We start from the raw sequence: 25408 nt of genomic DNA, 5'->3' as shown, positions 1-25408 counted from the left end.
TTATGGCTGAGTTGTCGTCCGCTGAGCAGGCCGCGTTGGGGAGTGGCGCCGACTTCTGGACCACCAAGCAGGTCGGGGCGGTGCCCGCCATCGTGTTGACCGACGGGCCGCACGGAGTTCGGAAGCAGGTTGCGTCGAGCGATCAGCTCGGGATCGCCGAGAACGAGCCGGCCACCTGTTTCCCGCCGGCGGCCGGCCTGGGGCAGAGTTGGGATCCTGAGCTGGTCGAGCGGGTCGGTACGGCGCTCGGCCGCGAATCCCAGGCGATCGGCGTACACGTGCTGCTCGGGCCCGGGATCAACATCAAGCGGGACCCGCGGTGCGGGCGCAACTTCGAGTACTACTCCGAGGATCCGTATGTGAGCGGCGTCCTCGGCGCCGCCTGGGTTCGTGGCGTCCAGGGCGAGGGTGTCGGCGCGTGCGTGAAGCATTTCGCGGCGAACAACCAGGAGCACGACCGGATGCGGGTCAGCGCCGACGTCGATCCGCGCACCCTGCGCGAAATCTACCTGCGCGCCTTCCACCGCGTCGTCACCGAGGCGAACCCGTGGAGCCTGATGTGCTCCTACAACCGCATCAACGGCGTCCTCGCCTCGCAGAACGAATGGCTGCTCACCAAGGTGCTCCGCGACGAATGGGGCTTCGAAGGCGTCGTCGTCAGCGACTGGGGTGCCGTCGCCGATCGACCCGCGGCCGTTGCCGCCGGCCTCGATCTCGAGATGCCCGGCGCGACCGGTACCACGGACGAGGAGCTGGTCGTTGCCCTGAGCAACGGCACCGTCGACCCGGCCCACGTCGCGCGAGCCGCCGAGCGCGTTACGGCCTTGGCGATCCGTACGACGCAGGCGCATCGCGAGGACGCCACCTTCGACGCCGACGCGCATCACCAGCTCGCCAGAGAGGCCGCCGCACGAAGCATCGTGCTCCTTCAGAACGTGGACGACCTACTCCCCCTGAACAGCTCGGACCGGCTCGCCGTGATCGGTGAGTTCGCCGAGCAACCGCGGTACCAGGGCGGCGGGAGCTCACACGTGACGCCGACCCGGTTGGACGTGCCGCTGGACGAGATCCGTGCCCACGCCGACGTCACCTACGCGCCCGGCTTCAGCACCGACGGCTCGGGCGACGCGGCCGCCTTGCGCGACGACGCCGTACAGGCTGCTGCCGCGGCCGAGACGGCCGTCGTGTTTCTCGGCCTGGCCGCACGGCAGGAGTCCGAAGGTGCTGATCGCACGGACATCGAGATCCCCGCGGAGCAGCTCGAACTGCTCACCGCGGTCGTCGCAGCTCAGCCGCGCACGGTGGTCGTGCTCATCCACGGTTCCGTACTACGAATCGCTCCCGTCGCCGCGATCGCTCCGGCGGTTCTCGACGCGGCCCTCCTCGGCCAAGGTGGCGGCGCGGCGATCGCCGAGGTGCTGTTCGGCCGGGTGAGCCCGTCCGGCAAACTCACCGAGACCGTGCCGGTGCGCCTGCCCGACGTACCGGCGTACGGGAACTTCCCCGGGGAGAACGGGCACGTCCTGTACGGCGAGGGCCTGCACGTCGGCTATCGCTGGTACGACGCTCGCGACCTCGCCGTGGCCTTCCCGTTCGGGCACGGCTTGTCGTACACGACCTTCGAGTACAGCGACCTCGTGGTCGAAACCACCGACTCCGGGATCCAGGCCGGTGTCACGATCACCAACACCGGCAGGCGCGAAGGCCGCGAGGTCGCTCAGTTCTACGTCTCGCTGCCAGGCTCCGCCGTCACGCGGGTGCCGCAGCAGCTGGTCGCCTTCGGCAGTGCGACACCGGCGCCCGGAGAGAGTACGACCATCCAGGCGACCATCGATCGCAGCGACCTCGCCTACTGGGACATTCGAGTGGATCGCTGGGTCGTGGAGAGTGGCGAGTACGTCGTGTCCGTCGGTTCCTCCAGCAGGGACCTGCGAGCCAATGCTGCCGTCGTCGTCGCGGGTGACGAGGTCCGCCTGCCGATCACCCTCGACTCGACCATCGCGGAGATCCTGCGCGACCCGGTCGGCGCGCAGGCACTCGGCGGCCTGATCGAGTCCGTCTTCGGCACCACGATGGGCGAAGAGGCGGCCGGCGCGGACATGGGCGCGATGCTCGGTGCGTTGCCGGTCGGACGCCTGGTCGGCTTCTCCGGCGGCCGGCTCACCCGCGCCCAGCTCGAACAGTTGCTGGTCGCCGCCAATCCTGATTGACCGACGGCTCGCGGCGCGCCGTAGAAAAGTTACATAAAACCGGGAACTATGGGAACGCACTACCACCGCCCACAAGGTCCCCGGATGTTTCCGCCCGCTTCATCTGTCCGAGGGGCCTACCGCCATGCGCTCTCCTGAAGGTGAGGCCCATGAAACCTCTCAGTCGTCGAACCCTTGTCCTCGGCGGACTCGCGGCTGCCGGAGCCACCGCCCTGCCCGCCCATTCCAGTGTCATCACCGCCACCGCAGCAGTGCCCTACCCCTTCCAACTCGGGATCGCCTCCGGTGAGCCGGACCCGAGCAGCGTCGTGCTGTGGACGCGGCTGGCGCCGGTCCCCCTGAACGCCGATGGCCACGGCGGCATGGCCAACGCCGATGTGGTCGTGGACTGGCAGGTCGCCGGCGACGAACTCTTCACCACCGTGGTCGCCTCGGGATCCGTCACAGCGACGTACGCCGCCGCGCACTCGGTGCACGTCATCGCCGGCGGCCTCAACCCCGACTCGGACTACTTCTACCGCTTCCGCGCCCAGGGCCACCTCTCCCCCGTCGGCCGCACCCGTACGACGCCCGCGCTCGGCGCCGCCGGTCGCGATCTGCTGATGGCGTTCACCTCCTGCTCGCACTACGAAGAGGGATACTTCACCGTCTACCGGCGGATGGCCGAGGACAACCCGGGCGTCATCCTGCACCTCGGCGACTACATCTACGAGTACGGCCCGACGGCCGGCCGGACGCGGTTGCACGCCGGCACCGCCGAGATCACCACCCTCGCGGAATACCGCGTGCGCTACGCGCAGTACAAGACGGATCCCGACCTGCAGGCGGCGCACGCGGTCGCGCCCTGGATCGTCGTACCGGACGACCACGAGGTCGAGAACAACCGGGCCGGCAACATCCGCGAGAACAACGTGCCGGCACTGACCGCGGCGCAGTGGACAGCGCGGCAGGCCGGTGCCTACCAGGCCTACTACGAGAACATGCCGCTGCGACCGGCGCAGGCCAGCAACGGCGCGAGCATTCCCTTGTTCCGCAGGATTCGCTGGGGCAACCTGGCCACCTTCCACATGCTCGACACCCGGCAGTACCGCGACGACCAGGCTTGCGGTGACGGCTGGAAGGTCTGCGCGGACGCGGATCTGGCGTCGCGCAGCCTGCCGGGCAACGCCCAGGAGTCCTGGCTCCTGGACGGTCTGTCCCAGCACCAGGGAACGTGGGACATCATCGGCCAGCAGGTGTTCTTCGCCCGGCGGTTCAACTCGACCGGCGCGAGCATGGACTCCTGGGACGGGTACCGCGCGTCCCGGGCCCGGATCCAGCAGGGCTGGGTCGATCGCGGCGTCCGCAACCCACTCGTCCTGACCGGCGACGTGCACCGCGCCTGGGCCAGCAATTTGGTTGCCGACTACAACAACCCGTCGTCGGCCGTGATCGGCACCGAGCTCGTCACCAGCTCCGTCACCTCCAGTGGCGACGGCGACGGCGCGACGACGATCCCGGACGTCGGGACCAACCCGTGGCTGAAGTTCTACAACAACCGCCGCGGCTACGTGCGCACGGCGATCAGTCCGACCCAGGTCCGCGCCGACTTCCGGGCCGTGGCCAAGGTGTCCGAACACGGCGCCGCGGCGTCCACGGTGAAGTCGTTCGTCGTCCAAGAGGGCCAGCCCGGCCTTCAGGCAGTCTGAGAGGGCCGGCTCATGAAGAAGCTCATCGCCCTGGCAGTGGTGGCATCGTCTGCCGTCTTCACCGCGACGAACGCGAGTGCCGCCGTGGCCACACCGACCTGGCAGACGGCGAACAGTGTCGCCACCGGCGACCAGGACACGCCGTCGATCGCGACCAACCGCAACGGCTACGTCGCGGTCGTCTGGGAGGACGACCGGGACAGCACCGACGCGACCGACAACGCCCACAGCGAGATCTTCCTGCGGATGTTCCACAACGGCACAGCGACGTACGAGGTGAAGCTGTCCGCGGGCGGCAGCAGCGGTGTCACCAACTGGCGCCACCTCCACCCCGATGTCGGCCTTGACGACAAGGGCAACGCCGTCGTGGTCTGGGCCGACGACCCGGACGGCAACGGCTACTACAACATCCCGTACCGCGTGGTGAACACCGCCGGCACCGTCACTGCCTCAGGCAATGCCAACAGCAGCTCGACGGGCCAGCAGATCAATCCGCGCGTCGCTGTCGATCCGGACGGCGCACCGTCGGGCGCCGCAGTGGCCTTCACGGTGGTGTGGGAAGACATCCAGACCGGCGCGCAGGCCATGGTCAAGGCGGCCGGGTTCACCGGTCCGACCACCCGGGCCTGGGAGGTGACGGCTTCGCAGACCACGGGTCAGCACCACAACCCGGATGTCGGAGTGTCGGCCGCCGGCGACGCGGTCGTCGTCTGGGACGAGGACGGTGACGCCAACGGGTCGTACAACGTCGGCCTGATCCGGTTGGCGCGCACGAACGGCGCGGCCACCCTCTCCCGCCGTACGGCGAACGCCCTCGGGAGCGGGCAGGAGCGGCACGCGTCGGTGGCGACCAACTTCAACGGCGACTTCGCCGTCGCCTGGGAGTCCGACCACACCGGTACTGCGGGCGCCTGGACCCGCACCTTCGACGCAACCGGGGCTGCTCGCTTCTCCGATGTGGAGGTCGCCGTCGGCGGCACGGCACCGTCGGTCGGGATCGACGACCAGTCGAACTCGGTCGTCGGCTGGACAGTGCAGGCGGCCGACCTGGACGTGTGGGTCCGCGGCTTCAACACCACCGGAACGGACGCGGGCAGGCTGTCGGCGCAACGCCTCAGCCAGCTCACGGCAGGCCGCCAGGAGCAGCAGACGGTCGCCGTCTCGCCGTACTCCGAAGTGTCCGTCGCCTACACCGACGACAACGACGGCAACACCTACGACCAGGTCATCCTCGGCCAGGACATCTCCAACAACAGCTGGTAGAACGTCAGGGAGCCCAGGGATCGCCCCTGGGCTCCTTGCGTTGCCTGCTTCAGCGGTTCACGTAGCTCATCTGTGCCGGGTTGTAGCGATCGCCGTGTACGCCGATCCGCTGGGCGAGCGTGTCGAGGTCGGCCAGCTCGTCGGCGGACAGCGGCAGCTCGGTGGATGCCGCGTTCTCCTCGATCCGGGCGGTGCGCCGCGTTCCGGGGATCGGCACGATCCAGGGTTGTCGCGCCAGCAGCCAGGCCAGCGCGACCTGTCCTGGGGTGGCACCCTTGGCTTTGGCGAGGTGGGCGACGTGGTCGACCAGGGTCGCGTTCGCGGCCCGGTTCTCTTCGGTGAAGCGCGGGATCGTCGCCCGGATGTCGCCCTCGGCAAACGTCGTACTGGTGTCGACGGTGCCGGTCAGGAATCCCTTGCCGAGCGGGCTGAACGGCACGAACCCGATCCCGAGCTCCGCCAGCGTGGGCAGGATCTCGGCTTCGGGATCACGGGTCCACAACGAGTACTCACTCTGCAAGGCGGTGACCGGCTGTACGGCGTGCGCTCGGCGGATCGTCTGCGCGGACGCCTCCGACAACCCGAAATGCCGCACTTTCCCCTCCTGGATCAGCTCGCCGACCGCTCCGGCAACGTCCTCGATCGGCACCTCCGGGTCAACCCGGTGCTGGTAGAACATGTCGATGACCTCCGTGCGCAGCCGGCTCAGCGATGCCTCTGCGGCCCGGCGGATCTGCTCGGGCCTGCTGTCGAGCCCGACGCTCTTCCCGCCCTCGATCCGCCAGCCGAACTTCGTCGCGATCACCACCTGATCCCGCACGGGTTCCAGCGCCTCACCGACGAGTTCTTCGTTCACATACGGCCCGTACACCTCGGCCGTGTCGAAGAACGTCACCCCGAGGTCGACCGCGGACCGAAGTACCGCGATCATGTCCTCGCGACTTCCGGGATTGGGCCCGTAGCTCTGGGACATGCCCATACATCCCAGCCCCACAGCAGAAACCCGAAGCTCTTGTCCCAACGTCCTGACATGCATACCGCACCTCCAGAGCAGGTCAGCCGACGGTACGCTTGCTGACCTGGTAGTCATAGACATCGGTCCCGCTCTCACCGATGCCGAAGCTGATGATCCGCTTCGGGCGGATCCTGATGATCGCCCCGTCGAAGCCGGTCTCGGTAAGGTCGGTCGCCCAGGCGGAGTCGGTCGGCTCGGCGATCGCCTCCCCTCCGCCGCGGATCTCCAAGCACCGCGGTCGCCAGGGCTGCAGCGAGACGAAGTCGTCGATCACGAAGGCCACCTGTCCATTGTCGGCGACGTTGCGATACTTCTTGCTAGCGGCCATCCCCCGTCCGGCGACGTCGATCGTCCCGGTCGCGCCGTTGTACCGGAATCCCACCGGACTGATCTGAAGGGTCCCATCCGGCTGCGCGGTGGCAAGCCGGCCCAACCGCTGCCCGGACAGGTATTCGAGTTCGGTGTCGCTGAATGACATCAAAGTCCTGTCTCAGTGGGGGGTGCCTGCGGCAACTTCTTCGAGGCGGTCACTCCGGCGCGCGAGCAGTACCAGGTCGTAGCCGCGCTCCGCGAAGGCCGGCGCCAACGAGGCTCCGATGCCGCCGCTGGCGCCGGTGATCAGGGCCTTGGGTCGGAGGGTCATATCACTGACTATAACATTTGATGCCTATCAAGTACTTGATACATCGCAGGTGCAATAGAGTGCGGGCATGGACAGGTCTCGTTCGACCAGCGATGAACCCGACGCGTTGGGTCGGGCGACGTGGGCGTTGCGGAGGGCGGACCTGGCCATGCAGGCGGTGAAGGAGCCGCCCTTGCGCGCGGTCGGTCTGTCCGGCTCGAACTACGCCGTACTGATGAACCTGCGGACCACGCCCGGCATCACCGGTGCGGAACTCGCCCGGCTGGTCGGCGTCACACCGCAAGCCGTCGCGCTCCTGACGGCCAAGCTGATCGAGCGAGGCCTGATCGAACGGCGGCTGCATCCCCGGCACCGCAGCGTGCAGGAGCTTCACCTCACCGACGACGGCCACACGGAACTCGAGAAGGCCGAGCGCATCATCACCGATCTCGAACGGCACGTCCGCGAGTCGCTCGGTCCCCAGCGGTACCGCCAACTCCGCGAGCTCCTCGGCCACGTCATCGAAGCGCTCCCCGAATGGACTCCCCCGGCCCAGTCCTGACACCCGCCTTCGGTCCAGGGACACAGGCCAGCGAGGCGACGGCGGGCGGAGGTGTTCCTGCCTCTAGGATTCGGCGGGTGAGTTATGACGATCTTGAGCCGTTCGGTCAGTTGGACACCTCGACGCTGCCGGAGCGGCAGCAGCGGATTCTGGTGGCGATCCGGGACTGCGTGGTCAAGAACGGGTACTCGCCGAGCACCCGGCAGATCGGCGCGGCCGTCGGGCTGCGGTCGACCTCCTCGGTGTCCAAGCACCTGACAGCCCTGGAGGAGAAGGGGTTCCTGCGGCGCAGCGAATCGGTGTCGCGACCGATCGACGTCCGGGCGTTCCTCAGGGAGGGTCCTGCGCAGGCGGGCAACGACCAGTCGATCGCGGTGCCCGTCGTCGGTGACATCGCCGCCGGTACGCCGATCTCCGCGGTCGAGCACGTCGACGACTTCATCACGCTGCCGCGCGAACTGACCGGCCGCGGCACCATCTTCGCCCTGCGGGTCCGCGGCGAGTCGATGATCGACGCGGCGATCTGCGACGGCGACACCGTCGTGGTCCGGCAGCAGTCCGAGGCCCACTCCGGCCAGATCGTGGCCGCGATGATCGACGACGAGGCGACCGTGAAGGTCTACCGCCGGCGCAACGGCCACGTCTACCTGGAGCCGCGCAACCCGGCGTACGAGGTCATCGACGGCGACAACGCCACCGTCCTCGGCGTCGTCGTGTCCGTCCTACGAAGCGTCTGACCCGAGCACCTCGCGGGCCTGCGCGGCCATCGTGAGGTCCTCGCGCGACTCGATGACGCAGAGCGCGATCGGGGCGCCGGGAGCACTGATCACCGGCGCCGAGGATTCGTTGCTCTCGGCATCGAGTACGACGCCCAGCCAGTCGAGTCGCCGGGCGACGGCCGCTCGCAGCGGCGCTGAGTGCTCGCCCACTCCGCCGGTGAAGGCCAGCGCGTCGACGCCGCCGAGCGCCGCCGCCATCCGGGCGATCTCACCGACGAGCCGGTGCAGGTACACGTCGTACGCCAGCCGGCAGGCCTCGTCGCCGTGCTCCACGCCTTCCAGCACCTCGCGCAGGTCACCCGATCGCGAACTCAACGCCAGCAGGCCGGAGTTGTGCTCCAGCGCCTCGCCGATCTCCTCGGCCGTGAGTCCGCCGGACGTCTGCAACCACAGCAGCAGCCCGGGATCCACCGAACCCGGCCGGGTCGCCATCACCAGCCCGTCGAGCGGGGTGAACCCCATCGTCGTGTCCACCGACCGGCCGTCCTCGATCGCGCAGAGCGACGCGCCAGAGCCCAGATGACAACTGATCAGCCGTGGCACCTCGCGATCGAGCAGCTCGGGCACGCGACGAGCGACGTAGGCATGCGACAACCCATGGAACCCGAACTTCCGCAGCCCGAACCGCTCGCGCCACCCCGCCGGTAGCGCGTAGGTGGACGCGGCGTCCGGAAGGGTCCGGTGGTACGACGTATCGAAGCAGGCCACCACCGGGCGGCCACCCGACCGGCTGGCCCGGATGAGTTCGAGCGCCTTCGGCTGATGCAAAGGCGCGAGCGAAACGAGGTCCTCGATCGCGGCCTCGACCTCGTCGTCCACCACCGCGGCGCCGTCGAACCGGTCGCCACCGTGCACGACCCGGTGCACCACCGCGTCACCGGCCATCGCCTCGATCGGTCCCGGCGATCCGTCCCAGTCGGAGACGTCCTTCTCGTCGATCACCTGGTCCTCGTCGTCGAGCACCCGCAACTTCAGACTCGACGAACCGGCGTTGACGATCAGCAGGTTCATCCCTGCCGGCTCCAGCGCCAGTCCCGTACCTCGGGGAGGTCCTCCCCGACCGTCGTCACATGAGCGCGGTGCCGGGTGCGCTGGTCCGCGAAGTACTGGCGAACGGAGACCGCGCGGCTGCGCAGCGACGGCACCCTGTCGATGACGTCCATCGCGAGGTGGTACCGGTCCAGGTTGTTCAGCACCACCATGTCGAACGGCGTCGTCGTGGTGCCCTCCTCGATGTACCCGCGCACGTGCACGTTCTCGTGATTGGTCCGCCGGTAGGTCAACCGGTGGATCAGCCACGGGTAGCCGTGGTAGGCGAAGATCACCGGCTTGTCCGGCGTGAACAGCGCGTCGAAGTCCCGATCGGTGAGCCCGTGCGGATGTTCGGTCGCATCCTGCAGCCGCATCAGGTCGACCACGTTGACGACCCGGATCTTCAGCTCCGGCAGGTGTTCGCGCAACAGGTCGACGGCCGCCATCGTCTCCAGCGTCGGGACGTCACCCGCGCACGCCATCACGACATCCGGGTCGCCCTCGTCGTTGCTGGCGAAGTCCCAGACGCCGATCCCCCGGGCGCAGTGCAGTTGCGCGGCCTCCCAGTCGAGCCAGTTCGGCTGCGGTTGCTTGCCCGCGACAACGACATTGATGTAGTTGCGGGTCCGCAGGCAGTGGTCCATCGTCGACAGCAAGGTGTTGGTGTCCGGCGGCAGGTAGACGCGGACGACCTCGGCCTTCTTGTTCACCACATGATCGATGAAACCGGGATCCTGGTGCGAGAAGCCGTTGTGGTCCTGCCGCCAGACGTGCGAGGTGAGCAGGTAGTTCAGCGACGGGATCGGCCGCCGCCAGTCCAGCCGGTTCACGGTCTTCAGCCACTTGGCGTGCTGGTTCACCATCGAGTCCACGATGTGCACGAACGCCTCGTACGACGAGAACAGCCCGTGCCGCCCGGTGAGCAGGTACCCCTCCAACCAGCCCTGGCAGGTGTGCTCGCTGAGCATCTCCATCACCCGGCCGTCGACGGCCAGGTGCTCGTCGGTGTCGCGCCGGTCCGCGTTCCAGGCCTTCGCGGTCACCTCGTAGACCGCCGAGAGCCGGTTCGACTCGGTCTCGTCCGGGCCCACCATCCGGAAGTTCCGCTGGTCGGCGTTCAGCGTGAACACCTCGCGCAGGAAACCACCGAGAACCTTGGTCGGCTCGCCGTCCTCGGCACCAGGAGACTTCACCGGTACGGCGTACTCCGCGGCCGCGGGCAGCTCGAGGTCGCGGGTGATCACGCCGCCGTTCGCGTGCGGGCTCGACCCCATCCGCAGGGAGGGCGCCGGCGCCAGTTCGGTGAGGCCCGGCATCGGCCGGCCACTGCCGTCGAACAACTCTTCGGGTCGATAGCTGCGCAGCCAGTCCTCCAGCTGCCGCAGATGGTCCTCGTTCGTCCGTACGCCGGACAGCGGGACCTGGTGCGATCGCCAGGTGTCTTCGACCGGTTCGCCGTCGACCGTGTGCGGACCGGTCCAGCCCTTCGGCGTCCGGAGCACGATCACCGGCCAGGCCGAGCGCGCCGGCGCGGCGGCCGACGTACGGGCTTCCAGTTGGATCTCATCGATGCGGTCCAGACAGCGATCCATCGCCGCCGCCAGGGCCTGGTGTACTTCGGCCGGCTCGGAACCCTCGACCAGGTACGGCTCGTGGCCGTAGCCGCGCAGGAGTGCGGTGAGTTCTTCGTCGCCGATCCGGGCGAGCACAGCCGGGTTGGCGATCTTGTAGCCGTTCAGGTGCAGGATCGGCAGGACCGCGCCGTCGCGGCGCGGATCGATGAACTTGTTCGAATGCCAGGAGGTGGCCAGCGGCCCGGTCTCCGCCTCGCCGTCGCCGACGACACAGGCGACGACCAGGCGAGGGTTGTCGAAGGCGGCACCGTAGGCGTGACTGAGCGAGTAGCCGAGTTCGCCGCCCTCGTTGATGGACCCGGGCACCTCCGGCGCGACATGGCTCGGGATGCCGCCCGGGAACGAGAACTGCTTGAACAGCCGGGCCATACCGGACTCGTCCTGGCCGACTTCCGGGTACGTCGCGGTCCAGCTGCCCTCGAGCCAGCTGTTCGCCACGATCGCGGGACCGCCGTGCCCAGGGCCGATCACGTACATGAGCTCCCGCTCACGTTGGCGGATCACCCGGTTCAAGTGGGTATAGATCAGGTTCAGCCCCGGCGTGGTCCCCCAGTGGCCGAGCAGCCGCGGCTTGATGTGCTCAGGACGCAGCGGTTCTGTCAGCAGCGGATTCGCGAGCAGGTAGATCTGTCCCACGGACAGGTAGTTCGCAGCCCGCCAGTACGCGTCCAGTCCCTGCAGTTCGTCGTCGGTCAGCGGACGTCCGTCAGCGTGCTCCACGGTTCTCCCATCGAAGATCGGTCGGCACGCGTCAGGCCAGGCGATCACGCGCCCGCTGTCTGGTACCCAACGCCGATCAGTCCAACCGGACGGCGTGCAGCAACTGGGAACTGACCTGAGCCGTGGACAGCAGCTGTCCGAGCCGGTGCTGTTGGTCGGCCTCCTGGGAGTACGCCTCCTCTCCCTCGTGCCGCTCGCGGATCAGCTCGTCGACCCGCGCTGACCGTTTGGTCCAGGAGGCGGGGGTGTCCCCCGGATCGTCGACCTGCTCCTCGACCGCGAAGCCACTCTTGTCCAGCACGCTGACCAGTTCTTCCTGCGAAGGGAAGAAGTTCCCTTCGGGGACGGGTTCGAGGTGCGGTGTCCGCGCGACCAGGACGAGGAGGCCGAGGTGCGCGCCCGGCGTGAGCACCCGGTGCAGTTCGGCCAGCAGAGCGGCCTTGTCCTCGACAGTGCACAGCACTCCGAGGCACCACGCCGTACCGATCGAGGCGGTCCGCAACGGAACACACAACCCGTCCGCCCGGATCGCCGGCAGTCCGAACAACCGGGCGGCGGCCCGGCAGGCACCCTCCATCGGATCGACCAGAACCGGCCGTACGCCGTACCGGCGGGCCGCCCAGGCCGCCGGACCGCCGATCCCGGCGCCCAGGTCGAGCAGCTTGGTCGAGGGACCGAGCTCGAGCGCTTCGGCCAGCCAGGCGAGCGCTGAGGGACTGGCGCTGCCACGGCAGCCCGCGGGGATCGCGTGCTCGTCGCCGAGGTGCTCGACCGCCTCCCGGGTCCAGTCGGCGACCACGTCGAACTCGGCTTCCATCTTCTCGCTGTTCATCGCCAGGTCGGTACCCAGCGTCAATCGACGGCACCGCCATGCCCCGGGTGATGAGGCCGGGACATGGCGGTGGAACGAGGAGGTGTCAGAAACCGGACAGGGCAGGACGCGCGACCTCGATGTCGGCGTCGGTCGTGGGCAGCGCGAGGCTGAGAATCTGGGCGGTCGGCAGGCGGCGCAGGGCCGAGCCCTCGACCAGCAGCTTGGAGCCCCGGATCCCGCTGCCGAGGATCACCGAGCCCGCCGTGGTGACGGCTTCGTCCACGAGGACCGGCCAGTCGGCCGGCAGCCCCAGCGGCGTGATGCCGCCGTACTCCATTCCCGTCCGGCCGACCGCGTCGTCGTGGGCGGTGAAGGAGAGTTTGCGAACGTCGAGATGTCGCCGGACGACGCCGCGGACGTCCGCGCGAGCGGTCGCCAGGACGACTACAGCGGCCACTCGCGTGACGGCCGACCGGCGGCCCTCGACGATCAGGCAGTTCGCGGAGGCGTCGAGCGGTACGCCGTACTCGGCGCAGAACGCGGCCGTGTCCGCCAGGCCCGGGTCGATCGGCGCGACCAGGGCATCCAGGTCGTCGAGCACCGAACGGACCGAGGCCGCGACGAGGTCCGGCCGGTGTTTCAGCGGCTGCCACTGCAGTCGCCTTGCCATCAGCCGGCCGACCTTGAGGTCCACCGGGAACAGTGGGTGCAGGGGTGGTCAGTACGCGTGGGCTTCATACCCCGCGACGGTAGGCAGGCCGCCTTGCAGCATTCTCTATCCAGCCCGTGGGACGACGAAAAGGCTGCGGGCCCGAGAACGGGAACCCGCAGCCTTTGCGTTCGGTGATCAGCTCAGCGAGCGCCGCCGCGCGAAGAGCACCACACCAGCAGCCAGTACGACGGCCGTCGCGCCGGTCGCGGGGATGAGCCAGCTGTTGCCGTCCGCCGACACCGCCATCGCCGGTGCGGTCGCAGTCGCGGGAGCAGCCGCAACGTCGTACCCGCCGGCCGTGCCGTTCTTCGCGTAGGTGCTGCCCGCCTGCTTGTCGGCGTATCGGGCAGCGACCTGCTGACGGTACGCCGTGATGCTGATCGGCTTGGTCCCGATCGCCTTGGTGGCATCGGAGTCGAGGGCGCGGACCTGGTTGCCCGCGACGACGTACCACGCGTCGATCTGTGGCTCGATGAGCAGCTTGCCGCCGTGTGCGGCCGCAGCCATCCTCGCCTCGGTGTCACCGGTCGCGATGTTGACCGGCTGCCATGCCCCGGCCTGGTCCGGCGCGGTGTAGACCGTCATCACCGCGGTCCCCTTGGTCGCCTTGGTGGCGACGTACCAAAGCGTGCCGACCTCGGCCGACCGCGAGCGAACGAAGTCAGGGTTCAGCGCGTACACAGGCACGACGTCCTGCTGTACTACGAGCGCCGCCTTCGCCGTCGCCGCCTTGGCGGAGGCCGACTGGCCGGATCGCTGGGACATCTGGGCGGCCACCTTGTCGAGCAGTTGGCCGGCCTGGGCCGAGTGCGCCGCACCGGAGGCCGCCGCGAGATCCGGGCCCGGGGTCGCCGCACCGGCGGTGGCGGCCGCCGAGAACGCGAACAGGGTGCCGATGCCGACCGCGGTGGCGGTGAGACGGGCCACCCGTAGTACCTGGTGCTTGATGGGAGTCATGGCTCAGGCTCCGATCCGGTAGAGCGAGTGGGTCCAGGTGAACTGCGAGTTCGACCGGTACCAGTTGTAGGTCGAGTAGTTGTACCGCTGGTCGTCCGGCCACGGGTTGTAGTACTCGATCGTGCTGTTCGACGAGTCGTAGCCGATGATGTCCATCATGTGGCCGCCGCCGGAGGTCCAGCCGATCCGGGTCATCACCGGCCGGTTGTTCGACAGTTCGGTGACCAGGGTGCTGAAGCTCAGCGTGCCGGACACGTAGTTGCCCTGGCTGATCCCGATCGACGAGAACGCCCGCTGGTCGTTGCCCAGGGTGGCCTGGTTGTTCGGGCAGGTGGCGTTCATCGAGTAGCCGAAGGCAAGGTTGCAGAACTGGTTCTGCGAGTAGCCGTAGCCGTAGTACGTCGCGACGCTGTTGCCGGACGCGGCCCAGCACCAGTTGGTCTTCTGTTGCGCCTGGCCCGTGATGTTCAGATACCAGCTGCCTGGCGCGGCCGAGGCCGCCGGGGCGAGCGGCACCAGCGTTGCCAGTCCGATGATCGTTGCCAGCAGCAAAGACCAGGTACGGCGGATCCTGACCCTCCTCATGGGTCCTCCTCTGTGGGGGCGGGGTGAGAGCACTCATCGTGATCACCTGCTCACCGGCCGACAAGATGACCCTCGGGCTCTGCGCACCCGGTGTGAACGGCCGGGTCGTGGTGAACGGCGAGTGACGGCTGTCACCAAGGCTCAGCTGTGAACGTTTACACTGACGCCGGACCAGGCCTCTGCGAGGGATCACCATGACCGAAGCGCGGTTCCACGTCCCGGACGTCAGCCCGGACGCGCCCTTCGCGGATGCCCTCCGGACGGCGATCGCGAACCGCGGACTCGCGCTGAACCGGATCCAGGCCAGGCTCGCCTGTCGCGGGCTGCACGTCGGCGTCGCCACGCTCAGCACCTGGCAGAACGGCAGCCGCCACCCCCGGCCCGGCTCGCTGGCCGTCGTCACCGCGCTCGAGGAACTGCTGGACCTCCCGGCCGGCTGGCTGGCAGTCCGGATCCCGCCGGCCCGACCCGAGTCGCCCGCCGACGATCCGCCGTACGCCGTCGTCGACTATGCGCCGACGCTGGCCCGCCTGCTGAACGAAGTACGGCGGGACGCCCACGGGCGGCTGCGCGGCGTCACCGTGGTCGAGGAGATCATTCTCGGCGCGGATCGCAGCGTCACCTCTAAGCGGGTGGTGCAGACGCTGGTGGCGGTGAAGGAGACCGACCGGCAGATCGTCGTCCATCAAGGTGAGCCTGGCTGCGACGTCACACTCATCGCGTTGCGCGGCGTGACCGGCTGCCGCACCGGCCGGATCGCCCGCGACCCCGACGACGGTGCTGTGCTCGGCGAACTGCTGCTCGACCGGATGCTCGCCGTCGGCGACACCGCGGTCGTCCGCTACGAAGTCGAGGACCGCAGCGGGATCGAGGCTTTGCACTACTACCGCTTCCACGAATGGCCGGGCACCCATTACGTCCTCGAGGTGCAGTTCCACCGCGAAGCCCTGCCCGTCCGCGTCAGCGAGTTCCGCCGCCACCACTCCGGCGGCGAAGACATCGCCCGCCGGGAACTGATGATGACCCCCGACAACCGCGTCCACGTAGTAGCCCGCGCCGTACCGCGCGGCCTGATCGGAATCGACTGGGAGTGGGACTAACTGATCCCTCCACGCGCCCTCCCGCGCCTCGCTCCTTCGTCGCTCACCGCTACGGCCGCTCCCGCCCACCCCAGCCCGCCGCTCCTCCGTCGCGGCTCGCGCCCAGCGCAGGCCGTCTCCTGCCGAACGCAACGGCGTTGAGCGCCGCGGCGAGTCCGCCGACGGCGCCGGCTCGTCGCACGCAAACCGCGTTGTCGGCAGGCGATCCCGGTCGTGGTGAGCCGGAGCCGGCACCCCGGCGAACGAGATCGAGGTCACCGGTTGTCCGGGTGCAGCTGATCTTTCCTACCGCAGGCAGAAAGCGCATGCTGGTTGCGAAGCCGCCACGGCTGGTGTGGGCTCGAACCGCTCGCTGTGAGCGTCAGCCGGTGTGGCCGGCGGTGCGGCGGTAGGGGGCCGGGCCGGGGTTGCGGAGTTTTTCGAGGGCGGCGGCGAGGTCGTCGCCCCAGCGGCGGGCTCGGGCGGCTTCGCCGATGGCGAGGGACTCGGTGGCGTCCTTGAGCCAGAAACTGTGCGGTGTGGAGACGAGGGTGTAGCCGCGTTTGGCGAGCAGGGTGGCGGCGCCGTTCGCTGCCGAGCCGGGCAGCCGGCGGCTGTGCATCGGGCGGGTGTCGAACGCGGCGGCCGCGAGGTTGGCCGAGCCGGTCAGACCGGCGAGCCACTTGCGCAGCCCGCTGTCGGGCGTCGGCACCGGCCGGTCCGCGGTCGGCCGGGTGCTGCCGAACGCCTGCGGTGCACCGCCGATGATCAGCAGCGCGACGGACCCGTACAACTGCTCCGGCGCCTTGCTCACCTCGACGATCTCGATCATCAGGTCCTTGCCGATCCCCTTGCCGATCTCCTCGGCAACCAGCCGGGTCGATCCGGCCAGGGACTCGCACACGATAAGAGCTTTCAACTTGCCGGACATAGAGGCACCTCAGGTGCTGATCGGGGAGAGCCGGCAGGACGATCGCTAGCTCCTTCGACCGTACGGCAACCACGAACCGCGATGCGCACCGGGGCAGCCGAGGCCAGAACCCGATCGGCTGAGACAGGCCGGATCGACTGTCGCGGCCGGAGCACGCAGGGCAAGCTGTCAGGAACCGTTCTCCCGCCCTCGTAGATCGGATCTCCGCCCCGTGAAACTCCAGTTCCCGTTGCGCCTGCTCGCAATACTCGCCGCCGTCTCGGTCCCCAGCCTCGCCCTCGCGGCACCGTCGCCCTCGAAACCGGATCCGGCCAACGCCTGGCAGTACGATCACTGGCCGCAGACCCAGCCCTGGCAGCAGTCGGCCTCCCCCGCCCGGCTCGCCACCTCAACGTCGCCGATCGACCCGCAGAACTGGGTCAACCCCGACCAGATGACCTGGTCCGACTACAAGCAGCCGCCGGGAACGAACTGGGCCGACCCGAGCAAGACCGGCTCGGTCCGGACGTTCAAGGGCGCCCTCGTCGTGGTCGACTACCCGAACCAGCCGTTCGTCGTCACGCAGCCGAAACACTCGACGCCGTTCGGGAATCCGAGCGCCGAGGCGAACGGCGTACCGCGCGATCAGGTGCCCGCGTTCTACCGGGACTTCCTGAACAAGCCGGGCGCGCTCAACCGCTGGCACACCATCCACGAGTACTGGATGGAGGACTCGGGCGGCCGGTACGGCGTACAGTTGACCGCTTTCGGGCCGTACCGGATGCCTGGCAAGTCCCACGAGTACGGCATGGAGTTCCAGGGTGGGACCGCCTGCCCGGCCGGTGACACCTGCAACCGGAACATCCGCACGGACGCGCGCGCGGCGTGGGTCGCCGACGTCGGCGCCGAGGTTCCGGCCGGCTTCGACTTCGTCTACTTCCTCGGCGCCGGCCAGGACGAGTCGTCCACCTGGCAGGAGTTCGGGCCGATCAAGTTCCCGACCAAGGAGGACGTCACCGACGACTTCGGACCACCGGACCCGGCCCTGCCGAACTGGTCGAAGACCCGGTACGTCGAATGGACCTCGTGGGCCTCCGGTGCGTCGCTGTGGCCGAATGCGGGTGGCGGCTCGACCACGCAGGCGGAGAGCTCCGGCATGTCGACGTACGCCCACGAGCTGAGCCACGTGCTGGGGATCGGGGACAACTACAACAACCCGTTCGGCGTACCGGCGCAGCGCGACTACTCCGGTCCGTGGGAGATGCTCAGCCGCGGAACGTTCAACGGACCGGGCGGCCCACACAGCCGGTGGATGATCCCGGCCACAGGCGGCTCGTCGATGGGCGCGCAACACATGCTGCGCAACAAGATCAAACTCGGCATGGTCGACGAGAAGAACGTCCTCCGGCTGAACCGCGAGGCGCTGGCGCAGTCCGGCGTGGTCGTCGCCGATGTCACCGCCCGCGAGATCGAGCCCGGTGCGACCGGGTTGTCCGGCATCAACATCCAACTGGGTGGCGGCGATCTGGCGCCGGCGTGTGAGGTGAAGACCGATCCGATGTGCGACGGCCGTGGCTACAACAACTACACCGTCGAAGTGGTCGACCGGGTCGGTACCGACTCCTTCACCCCGGACTCGGGAGTGCTGCTGGCGAAGACGAAGGATGTCGACGCCGCTCCGTTCGAGTGGGTGATCGACGCCAACCCGCAGAACATCGGGATGACCGACTACGTGCTCCCCGACGGCACCAAGGTCCCGATCACGATCGGCGACTACCGCCAGCTCTCGGACGCACTGTTCCACGCGGGGACGAACTCGGGCAGCGAGTACGAGTACGTCGACGCGGCCAACCGGCTGCACTTCTACATCACCAACGTGCACCGCGACGGCTCGGGCGTCCTCTCGTACACGGTGGCGATCAAGTCGCTCGACGGAGCCGGGCCCGCGTGGCGCGGCGTACGGGTGCTGCCGACGGTCGGCGTACCGGCTCAGGGCGTGGCCACCTGCACCTTCCCGCTCACCAACACGGGCAAGGCCGCGGCACCGGCCGGTCAGCATCCGGAGGACGTCAGCAGCTACCTCAACGCCGACGTCTACCGCCTGTCCGCCAAGGCAGCCGGCCGCGGCTGGTCGGTCAACCTCCCGAACGCCCTCGCGACCGCCAAGACAGGCCAGACCATCCGCGTCCCGGTCCAGGCTCTCCACACCTCCACCGCAGCCCCCGTCGGCCGCATCACCCTGACCGCCACCTCGGAAAGCGACCCGACCAAGACCTCCACCGCCACCTGCCTCAGCATCGCCAAGTAGCCACCTTCCTCGTCCCCGGGTCTTGCCGGGGACGAGGAACTCTGTCCGCCTGCCCTGAATCAGTCCTTCTTGGCGGTGGCGAGATCCGCGACCCGCTTGTCGATGAAAGTCGTCACGGCCTGTTGTCCGTAGCCGAACAAGAAGGCCAGGAACAGGGCCGACGCCGTCGAACTGTAGACCCCCACCAGGACCCCGGAGGCAACCGCGAGGATGCCGACCACCGCGGTCCACAGTCCGAGCGCGACCTTCACCACGGTGAGTGCCGGCCGGGGATCGAACCACTTCGTGTTGGTGTACTGCTTGCTCGAGATGTAGAGCGACAGCAGCGCGCTCACGGCCCCACCGACCATGCCGAAGAACATCACCAGTCCGAGCAGCGCGGCCGGCGGCAGATTCGTCGCGGTCGCGGGCTGCGGCAGGATCCGGAGACGATCACCGACGAGCACCTGGACGGCGAGCACCACCACGGCCGTCGAGAACAGCCCGATGCAGATACCGAGAATGCCCAGCTGCTGGTTGTGCTCGGACAGATGCCTGGTCTCGGCCGCGTCGTGGGCCTCCCGGATCGCCCGCTGCGCCGCGTCGAGCCGGGTCTGCTGGTCAGCCGCTGTCAGGAGTTCGGCCAGCTCCGCGTCCACCTTGGTGGCTCTGTCGCTGGTCAGGTCCGTGCGGACGTGGTCGCGAGCTTCGGTCAGCAGCCGGCGGCTGTCCTCGTACTCGTCGATCCGTTCCTCGATCCGGTGCAGATCCGCCCATGCGGCATTCACCGCGTTACCGGTGAGCCGACTCAGGACGCTTTCGTGGGCACCGTCGAGATGGTGCTCCAGCCGGGCGCGGACGAGTTCGTCGTGCAACGCACCGAGGGACCGGATCGCCTTCTGATCGGTCGCATCGCCTTTCAGCCGCAACACCTTGTCGTCCAAGAGCTTGACGCGTTGGAGCGCCAGCGTCGTCCAGGCAGCCATGGCAAACCCCCTTCTCACCCGCTCCTTCAGGACCGGTCGCACGGGCCGGCCGAGAACAAGCGGCAACTGCCGACCCGGTCGGCACACTTCAACCCTTTCGCTCCGTCACGCGGCGTCAAAGGGGCGAAGGTCACCAGTCAGCAGGACCCGGGCCGGCCGGAGGCGGGCGTGCAGCAAATTGCGTGTTTCTTCTTGTTCGGAGCACTCGTGCGCGTTAAGGTCCCGAAGGCGCGCTGGAAGCAGTTCACCTGACGTCCGTCGGCTGTTCGGGTGAGCGTGCCAGGGAAGCAGCGTGCGCACTGAACACTCCGACCGTCCCGCCCACGAGGAGATCAGTCATGCCAGAACTGAACCGCCGGAGATTCCTCCAGTTGGCCGGCGGCAGCGCCGCGCTCGCCGCGATGTCGAACAGCATCGAGCAGGCCGCCGCGATCCCGCCGCACCGGCTCAACGGCGACATCACCGACGTCGAGCACATCGTCGTCCTGATGCAGGAGAACCGCTCGTTCGACCACTACTTCGGCACCCTCAACGGGGTTCGTGGGTACGGCGACCCGCGGCCGGTCACGTTGCCGAGCGGCAGGTCCGTCTTCCACCAGACCAGCGGTGGCGAGGAAGTCCTGCCGTTCCGCCCGGACGCCGACAACCTCGGCCTGCAGTTCATCCAGGATCTCGCGCACAGCTGGCCGGACGGGCATCGCGCGTTCAACAACGGCAAGTACGACCAGTGGGTGCCGGCCAAGACGTCCACGACGATGGCCTATCTGACCCGCGAGGACATCCCGTTCCGTTACGCGCTGGCCGACAAGTTCACCATCTGCGACTCCTACCACTGCTCGTTCATCGGCTCGACCGACCCGAACCGGTACTACCTGTGGACCGGCTACACCGGTAACGACGGCACCGGCGGCGGCCCGGTCCTCGGCAACGACGAGGCCGGCTACGGCTGGACGACGTACCCCGAACGGCTCGAGCAGGCAGGCGTGTCCTGGAAGATCTACCAGGACATCGGTGACGGACTCGACGCCGCCGGCAGCTGGGGCTGGATCGACGACGCGTACCGCGGCAACTACGGCGACAACTCGCTGCTCTACTTCAACAACTACCGCAACGCGGCACCCGGGAACCCGCTCTACGACAAGGCCCGCACAGGTACGAACGCGAAAGCCGGCGACGGCCTGTTCGACCAGTTGCGCGCCGACGTGAAGGCAGGCACGCTGCCGAAGATCTCCTGGATCGCCGCGCCGGAAGCGTTCACCGAGCACCCGAACTGGCCGGTGAACTACGGCGCCTGGTACATCTCCCAGGTCCTCGACGCACTGACGTCCGACCCGGACACGTGGAGCAAGACCGCGCTCTTCGTCACCTACGACGAGAACGACGGCTTCTTCGACCACGTGGTCCCGCCGTTCCCTCCCGGCTCGGCGAACCAGGGCCTGTCGACGGTCAATGTGCAGCCTGACCTGTTCCCCGGGAGTTCGAAGTACGCCGCCGGTCCGTACGGTCTCGGTCAGCGCGTCCCCATGCTCGTGCTGTCGCCGTGGAGCACCGGTGGTTTCGTCTGCTCCGAGACCCTCGACCACACCTCGATCATCCGGTTCATGGAGCGCCGGTTCGGGGTGCACGAGCCGAACATCTCCCCCTGGCGGCGGGCGATCTGCGGCGACCTCACCTCGGCGTTCGACTTCAGCGGCTCATCCACGACGGTCGGCCGGTTGCCGGACACCTCGGCGTACCAGCCGCCGGACCACGACCGGCACCCGGACTACGTGCCGACGCCACCGGCGGTCGGCAAGCTGCCGGTGCAGGAGCGCGGCCGTCGCCGTACCAGGCCGTTGCCTTACGCACCGAGTGTGGACGGTACGGCGGTGCCGAGCACCGGCAAGTTCACGCTGACCTTCGCCTCGGGGACCAAGGCGGGCGCGCAGTTCCTGGTCACCTCGGCCAACCGCACGGACGGGCCGTGGACCTACACGACCGAGGCGGGCAAGACGCTGACCGACTCCTGGAACACCGCCTACTCCAACGGTGTCACCGACCTCACCGTGTTCGGCCCGAACGGCTTCCTGCGCACCTTCAAGGGCAAGCCCCTCGCGGGTCCGGAGGTGAAGGCGCGCCACAACGGTGCCGACGGCAACCTCGACCTGACTCTCACCAACAGTGGCAGCAGCCAGGTCACCTTCACCATCACGAACGCCTACGACGGCCGCACGAAGGTCCTGAAGGTCCGCGCGGGCGCCACGACGTCGTACAAGGTCGACCTCGGCTACTCCAGCCGCTGGTACGACGTGTCCGTGGTCGTTGCCGGCGACAACAGCTTCCTGCGCCGCTTCGCCGGCCACGTAGAGACCGGCCGTCCCGGCATCACGGACCCAGCCATCATCACCGCCTGACCCCGTTGTAGCCCGCTCCTCTCATCACCTTCGGCGCAGCTGGTCAGTGGGTCAGGCCGAGGGTGGTGTAGAGGTCGGGGGCGTTGGCGGCCTCGCGGAGAGGAGGGGCGGAGACGAGGGTGGAGACGGCCTTGCTGGTGGCGGTGTGGTCGAGGCGGGTGTCGACGACCAGGTGGTGCAGGGAGGGGTGGACGGCGACCATCAGGACCCGGTTGCCGGCGTGCTTGTCGTCCTCGTCGAAGGTGATCAAGACCAGCAGGTGGCCGGAGGTGAAGTCCGGGCCGGCCAGCAAAGGTTCGAACCAGGTCTTCATCCACGTGTTGGCCGAGCCGAGTGGGCAGTCGTGGGCGTCGTCGCACAGGTTCGGCGCCAGGAAACCGAACGTCGGCAGGGTGCCGTTCGCGACGTCGTCGTGGAATGCCCCCGCTTCCGGAGTTCCGGCCGGTACGTCGTACTGCTGGCAGGCCTGCCGCTCGGCGTCCGAGACGAAGTAGAGCCACGGGTTGTGGCGTACGGCGTACGTGTCGTGCTTGCCCTGCTCGAGCTGGCAGTTCGACTTCATGTCCTCGGCGTAGGTCTTCGCGATCTCGCCGGCCGCGAGGACCTGGCCGAAGACCGACTGGCCCGGCAGCTTGTGGGCCGCCGGCGACCGGTCGTCGCGGATGCCGAAAGTCGAGCCGCCGGCCAGGGTGAGGTAGTTCGGCAACGAGGGATGCGCCATCGCGTAGTACCGGGCGGCCGTCGCGTACTTGTCCGCCAACCCGGCGAGGTACGGCATGCCCTTGACGGTCGCGCAGGCGTTCTTGTTCTCCAGCACCACCACCAGGAGTTTGGTGATCTTGGCCGGATTGATCGGCGGCGCCGCCGCCTGACCGGGCGCGGCCGGCGGACATTTGTCGTTCTTGCTGACCGTCTCGCTCTTCGGCGCCGACGGCGACGGTGACGGTGACGGTGACGGTGATGACGATCCCTGCGTGGCCGCGTGCGCCCCGCAGGCGACCGCCGTTGCGATCAGCGCGGCGACGACCCCGCCGCGAATCAGATCTGGCAAACCCATAAGCCCCCCTCGAGATCTCCTGACGGTAGCCCCGAACAGCTGAGAAGTCGCTGAGATCAGGCCAGGTAGAGGCCCGCTGCGACCAGGAGGGACCACAGAACCCCGGCGGTCAGCAGGACGCGGTCGCGGAAGAGTTCGTGTTCGGGGAGTTCACCGGAGCCGGTCGACACCAGCAGGCCGTAGCGGAGGAGGCCGGTGAGGAAGGGCAGGAACGAGAGGGCGAGCAGTTGGTGGTAGACGTCGGTGCCGAGGTACTGGAAGGCCCACAGGCCGTAGGACATGGAGGCGCCCAGCAGAGCCACGGTCAGCAGTTGATCGAGCCAGGCCGCCGAGTACGCCGCCAGCACCGGCCTGGTCTGCCCGTTGCTCGATGGAGCGGATCGCTCAGCCCGCCGCTTTCCCGCGACGAGGAACAACGCGCCGAAGAGCGAGACCAGCAGGAACCAGTTGGAGACCGGCACCCGAACGGCGGCGGCACCGGCCGCCGCACGCAGTACGAATCCCGTGGCCACGACGACCACATCCACGACCGCGACATGCTTCAGACCGAAGACGTACAGCAGCTGTGAGCCGAGATAGGCGACGCCGAGGATCACCACCGGCCAACCCAGCGGCACCATGGCCACAACTCCTGCGACGGCGGTCGAGGCGGCCCAGCCGAGGGCAAGCCGGGGACTGATCGTGCCGGCAGCGACCGGGCGGTTCTGTTTCCGGGGGTGGCGGCGATCGTCGGGCGCATCCTGGACGTCGTTGGTGGCGTAGACGGCCACGGACAGCAGGGTGAAGGCGGCAGCTGCCCAGCAGACCCGGATCAGGGCCCAGCGCTGATCGATCACGCCGGCCGCGAACGGCGCGGCGAACAGCATCAGGCTCTTGTGCCATTGCTGTGGGCGGCTCAGCTGGACGAAGGACCGCAGCCTGGCTGGGCGGGCGATGACCGGCGCGTCACGGAGAGCGGTCATCGGGCCACGACATAGAAGAAGTCCCGCTGATCGGTGCGCAGATAGCGGTCGGCGCCGGAGGCCATCGAAGCCAGCAGCCGCCGGCCGGTGACCACGCCGGAGGACCTGGGTTGCTCGATGTCGAAGCTGACCATGGCCGAGTGGATGTCCAGCTCCATGCCGTCCCGGATGCCGGCGTCGTGCATCGCGGCCGCCAGCGTGGCGAGCGTCAGCCGGTTCCCGGCCACATAGATCAGGTCGCCTCGGGCATCGGTTCCCAGCCCCGATCGCCAGGTGTACTGGAACTGGCTGCGAGAACTCCCCCACCGGCCACTCGCGTTGTCCGCCAGGCCGTTCGCGATGACCCCGCCGGTGATGACAAGGTCCAGGTTCTGCCGCACCGCGACTACGTCCGGCGTCATCCGCACGGTCGAGTTCCAGGCGCCGATCCGGGCCGAGCCGTCGCGCGAGATGACCAGCGAGGCACGCCCGTCGACCAACGGGACGGCAGCTGACCAGGTGGTCCACCAGCCGCCGTGGGCGTCCTTCATCTTGAAGCCCGAGTTGAAGACCGCCACCAACCCGGGATAGGCACCGGCCGGCACCGAGTAGCCGACGGGCGAAGCCATTCCGACCACCGGCTCCCGGGTGCCAGGCATCAGGTGCAGGCTGTCCACCCCGCGGGGAACCAGGGCCGCCGCCACGGTCACCGGCTGATGCGCCGGGTCCGGCCGGAACCAGGTCGTCCACAGCAGCGTGCGGCCCTTCGAGTCCCGCCTGGCCGAAGCCCAGGTCGCTTCGTGGGAGATCGGTGGCAACCCGCTCGGCGGAGTCACCTTCGGCAACCTGGCCGAGTTCTTCGCGGTCGCGGGTCCAGGAGCCGCGGCGGTGACGTCCTGGGGTGGTCCGGCCGTCGGCGGTGCCTGGTGGGAGTACTTCCAGGTCTCGATCGTGTCGATGAGCTTCCCGCCACCATGGTCGCGCACCCACTCGACCGACCGGACGGAGAAGCTCGCGTTGCCCGGGTACAGCAGGGCCCGGACATAGGACACCATCGGTACGACCAGCAGCAGGCAGATGATGAGCGCGATCCACCGCAACCGGCGTCGCCGGCGCTGCTTGCGCAACGGGGTCCTGAGGGATTGCTTCATGCTTTCCAGTA

General features: G+C 68.5%; 22 protein-coding genes. 8 read left to right on the top strand and 14 right to left on the bottom strand.

From position 1 onward, the window contains the following. Positions 1 to 2: 2 nt before the first annotated feature. From EV138_RS29995 to EV138_RS29985, 3 genes are all read left to right on the top strand, one after another. The gene (locus EV138_RS29995; protein WP_133982988.1) at positions 3 to 2210 is read left to right on the top strand and encodes a glycoside hydrolase family 3 C-terminal domain-containing protein; all 2208 of its coding nucleotides are present in this window, start codon (positions 3 to 5) and stop codon (positions 2208 to 2210) included. 149 nt (positions 2211 to 2359) lie between these two features. Further along, positions 2360 to 3898 carry an alkaline phosphatase D family protein gene (locus EV138_RS29990; RefSeq protein WP_133982986.1) on the top strand — a complete coding sequence of 513 codons (1539 nt, stop codon included), beginning with the start codon at positions 2360 to 2362 and terminating at the stop codon, positions 3896 to 3898. A 12-nt stretch (positions 3899 to 3910) separates the two neighbouring features. Beyond that, positions 3911 to 5161 carry a hypothetical protein gene (locus EV138_RS29985; protein ID WP_133982984.1) on the top strand — a complete coding sequence of 417 codons (1251 nt, stop codon included), beginning with the start codon at positions 3911 to 3913 and terminating at the stop codon, positions 5159 to 5161. Between the two features lie 49 nt (positions 5162 to 5210). Here EV138_RS29985 and EV138_RS29980 read toward each other — a convergent pair whose 3' ends face one another. Genes EV138_RS29980 through EV138_RS29970 form a run of 3 tightly spaced genes read right to left on the bottom strand, consistent with a single transcriptional unit; the run spans position 5211 to position 6819 of the window. Then, positions 5211 to 6197: an aldo/keto reductase gene (locus tag EV138_RS29980; protein WP_133982982.1), complete on the bottom strand. Its 987-nt coding sequence runs from the start codon at positions 6195 to 6197 to the stop codon at positions 5211 to 5213. Positions 6198 to 6216: 19 nt separating this feature from the next. Further along, a complete protein-coding gene (locus EV138_RS29975) occupies positions 6217 to 6654 on the bottom strand; it encodes a PPOX class F420-dependent oxidoreductase (protein ID WP_133982980.1) in 438 nt (145 codons plus the stop codon). A gap of 12 nt (positions 6655 to 6666) precedes the next feature. Next, a complete protein-coding gene (locus tag EV138_RS29970; protein WP_133982978.1) occupies positions 6667 to 6819 on the bottom strand; it encodes an SDR family NAD(P)-dependent oxidoreductase in 153 nt (50 codons plus the stop codon). A gap of 67 nt (positions 6820 to 6886) precedes the next feature. Here EV138_RS29970 and EV138_RS29965 point away from each other — a divergent pair, with 67 nt between their 5' ends. Both EV138_RS29965 and lexA read left to right on the top strand, forming a co-directional pair. After that, positions 6887 to 7360 carry a MarR family winged helix-turn-helix transcriptional regulator gene (locus EV138_RS29965; RefSeq protein WP_202867002.1) on the top strand — a complete coding sequence of 158 codons (474 nt, stop codon included), beginning with the start codon at positions 6887 to 6889 and terminating at the stop codon, positions 7358 to 7360. A 77-nt stretch (positions 7361 to 7437) separates the two neighbouring features. Then, complete coding sequence (gene lexA, locus EV138_RS29960; RefSeq protein ID WP_238158506.1) at positions 7438 to 8097, top strand: transcriptional repressor LexA; 660 nt, start codon at positions 7438 to 7440, stop codon at positions 8095 to 8097. Here lexA and EV138_RS29955 read toward each other — a convergent pair. From EV138_RS29955 to EV138_RS29930, 6 genes are all read right to left on the bottom strand, one after another. Next, a complete protein-coding gene (locus EV138_RS29955; RefSeq protein ID WP_133982974.1) occupies positions 8083 to 9150 on the bottom strand; it encodes an acetate/propionate family kinase in 1068 nt (355 codons plus the stop codon). The genes lexA and EV138_RS29955 overlap by 15 nt on opposite strands. Next, positions 9147 to 11525 carry a phosphoketolase family protein gene (locus tag EV138_RS29950; RefSeq protein ID WP_133982972.1) on the bottom strand — a complete coding sequence of 793 codons (2379 nt, stop codon included), beginning with the start codon at positions 11523 to 11525 and terminating at the stop codon, positions 9147 to 9149. The genes EV138_RS29955 and EV138_RS29950 overlap by 4 nt, the downstream gene beginning before the upstream one ends. Before the next feature lie 76 nt (positions 11526 to 11601). Then, the gene (locus EV138_RS29945) at positions 11602 to 12357 is read right to left on the bottom strand and encodes a class I SAM-dependent methyltransferase (protein ID WP_133982970.1); all 756 of its coding nucleotides are present in this window, start codon (positions 12355 to 12357) and stop codon (positions 11602 to 11604) included. 85 nt (positions 12358 to 12442) lie between these two features. Further along, entirely contained in the window at positions 12443 to 13033 is a 591-nt protein-coding gene (locus tag EV138_RS29940; RefSeq protein WP_238158505.1) for a YbaK/EbsC family protein, read from the bottom strand. A 153-nt stretch (positions 13034 to 13186) separates the two neighbouring features. Beyond that, complete coding sequence (locus tag EV138_RS29935) at positions 13187 to 14008, bottom strand: hypothetical protein (protein WP_133982968.1); 822 nt, start codon at positions 14006 to 14008, stop codon at positions 13187 to 13189. Positions 14009 to 14011: 3 nt separating this feature from the next. After that, positions 14012 to 14593: a papain-like cysteine protease family protein gene (locus tag EV138_RS29930; RefSeq protein ID WP_112238283.1), complete on the bottom strand. Its 582-nt coding sequence runs from the start codon at positions 14591 to 14593 to the stop codon at positions 14012 to 14014. A 194-nt stretch (positions 14594 to 14787) separates the two neighbouring features. Here EV138_RS29930 and EV138_RS29925 point away from each other — a divergent pair, with 194 nt between their 5' ends. Next, complete coding sequence (locus tag EV138_RS29925) at positions 14788 to 15693, top strand: hypothetical protein (protein WP_133982966.1); 906 nt, start codon at positions 14788 to 14790, stop codon at positions 15691 to 15693. A gap of 361 nt (positions 15694 to 16054) precedes the next feature. Here the strand turns inward: EV138_RS29925 and EV138_RS29920 are convergent, their stop codons facing one another. Then, a complete protein-coding gene (locus EV138_RS29920; protein WP_133982964.1) occupies positions 16055 to 16603 on the bottom strand; it encodes a flavodoxin family protein in 549 nt (182 codons plus the stop codon). Between the two features lie 211 nt (positions 16604 to 16814). Here EV138_RS29920 and EV138_RS29915 point away from each other — a divergent pair, with 211 nt between their 5' ends. Further along, positions 16815 to 18890 carry a M6 family metalloprotease domain-containing protein gene (locus EV138_RS29915; RefSeq protein WP_202867001.1) on the top strand — a complete coding sequence of 692 codons (2076 nt, stop codon included), beginning with the start codon at positions 16815 to 16817 and terminating at the stop codon, positions 18888 to 18890. A gap of 59 nt (positions 18891 to 18949) precedes the next feature. On the opposite strand, the gene EV138_RS29910 is transcribed toward EV138_RS29915, so the two are convergent. Next, the gene (locus tag EV138_RS29910) at positions 18950 to 19855 is read right to left on the bottom strand and encodes a hypothetical protein (protein WP_133982962.1); all 906 of its coding nucleotides are present in this window, start codon (positions 19853 to 19855) and stop codon (positions 18950 to 18952) included. Between the two features lie 338 nt (positions 19856 to 20193). On the opposite strand from EV138_RS29910, the gene EV138_RS29905 reads away from it, so the two are divergent. After that, the gene (locus EV138_RS29905) at positions 20194 to 22248 is read left to right on the top strand and encodes a phosphocholine-specific phospholipase C (protein ID WP_133982960.1); all 2055 of its coding nucleotides are present in this window, start codon (positions 20194 to 20196) and stop codon (positions 22246 to 22248) included. Between the two features lie 43 nt (positions 22249 to 22291). On the opposite strand, the gene EV138_RS29900 is transcribed toward EV138_RS29905, so the two are convergent. Genes EV138_RS29900 through EV138_RS37460 form a run of 3 tightly spaced genes read right to left on the bottom strand, consistent with a single transcriptional unit; the run spans position 22292 to position 25397 of the window. After that, a complete protein-coding gene (locus tag EV138_RS29900; RefSeq protein ID WP_133982958.1) occupies positions 22292 to 23305 on the bottom strand; it encodes an alkaline phosphatase family protein in 1014 nt (337 codons plus the stop codon). Positions 23306 to 23361: 56 nt separating this feature from the next. Further along, positions 23362 to 24267, bottom strand: a complete 906-nt coding sequence (locus tag EV138_RS37465; protein ID WP_166678797.1) for a decaprenyl-phosphate phosphoribosyltransferase — start codon at positions 24265 to 24267, stop codon at positions 23362 to 23364. Next, a complete protein-coding gene (locus tag EV138_RS37460) occupies positions 24264 to 25397 on the bottom strand; it encodes a hypothetical protein (RefSeq protein ID WP_166678796.1) in 1134 nt (377 codons plus the stop codon). Before EV138_RS37460 ends, EV138_RS37465 begins: the two co-directional genes overlap by 4 nt. Between the last annotated feature and the right edge of the window lie 11 nt (positions 25398 to 25408).

The sequence above is a fragment of the Kribbella voronezhensis genome, assembly GCF_004365175.1.
GTDB classification, from domain to species: Bacteria; Actinomycetota; Actinomycetes; order Propionibacteriales; family Kribbellaceae; genus Kribbella; species Kribbella voronezhensis.
This window is presented reverse-complemented; position numbering and strand designations above follow the sequence as displayed.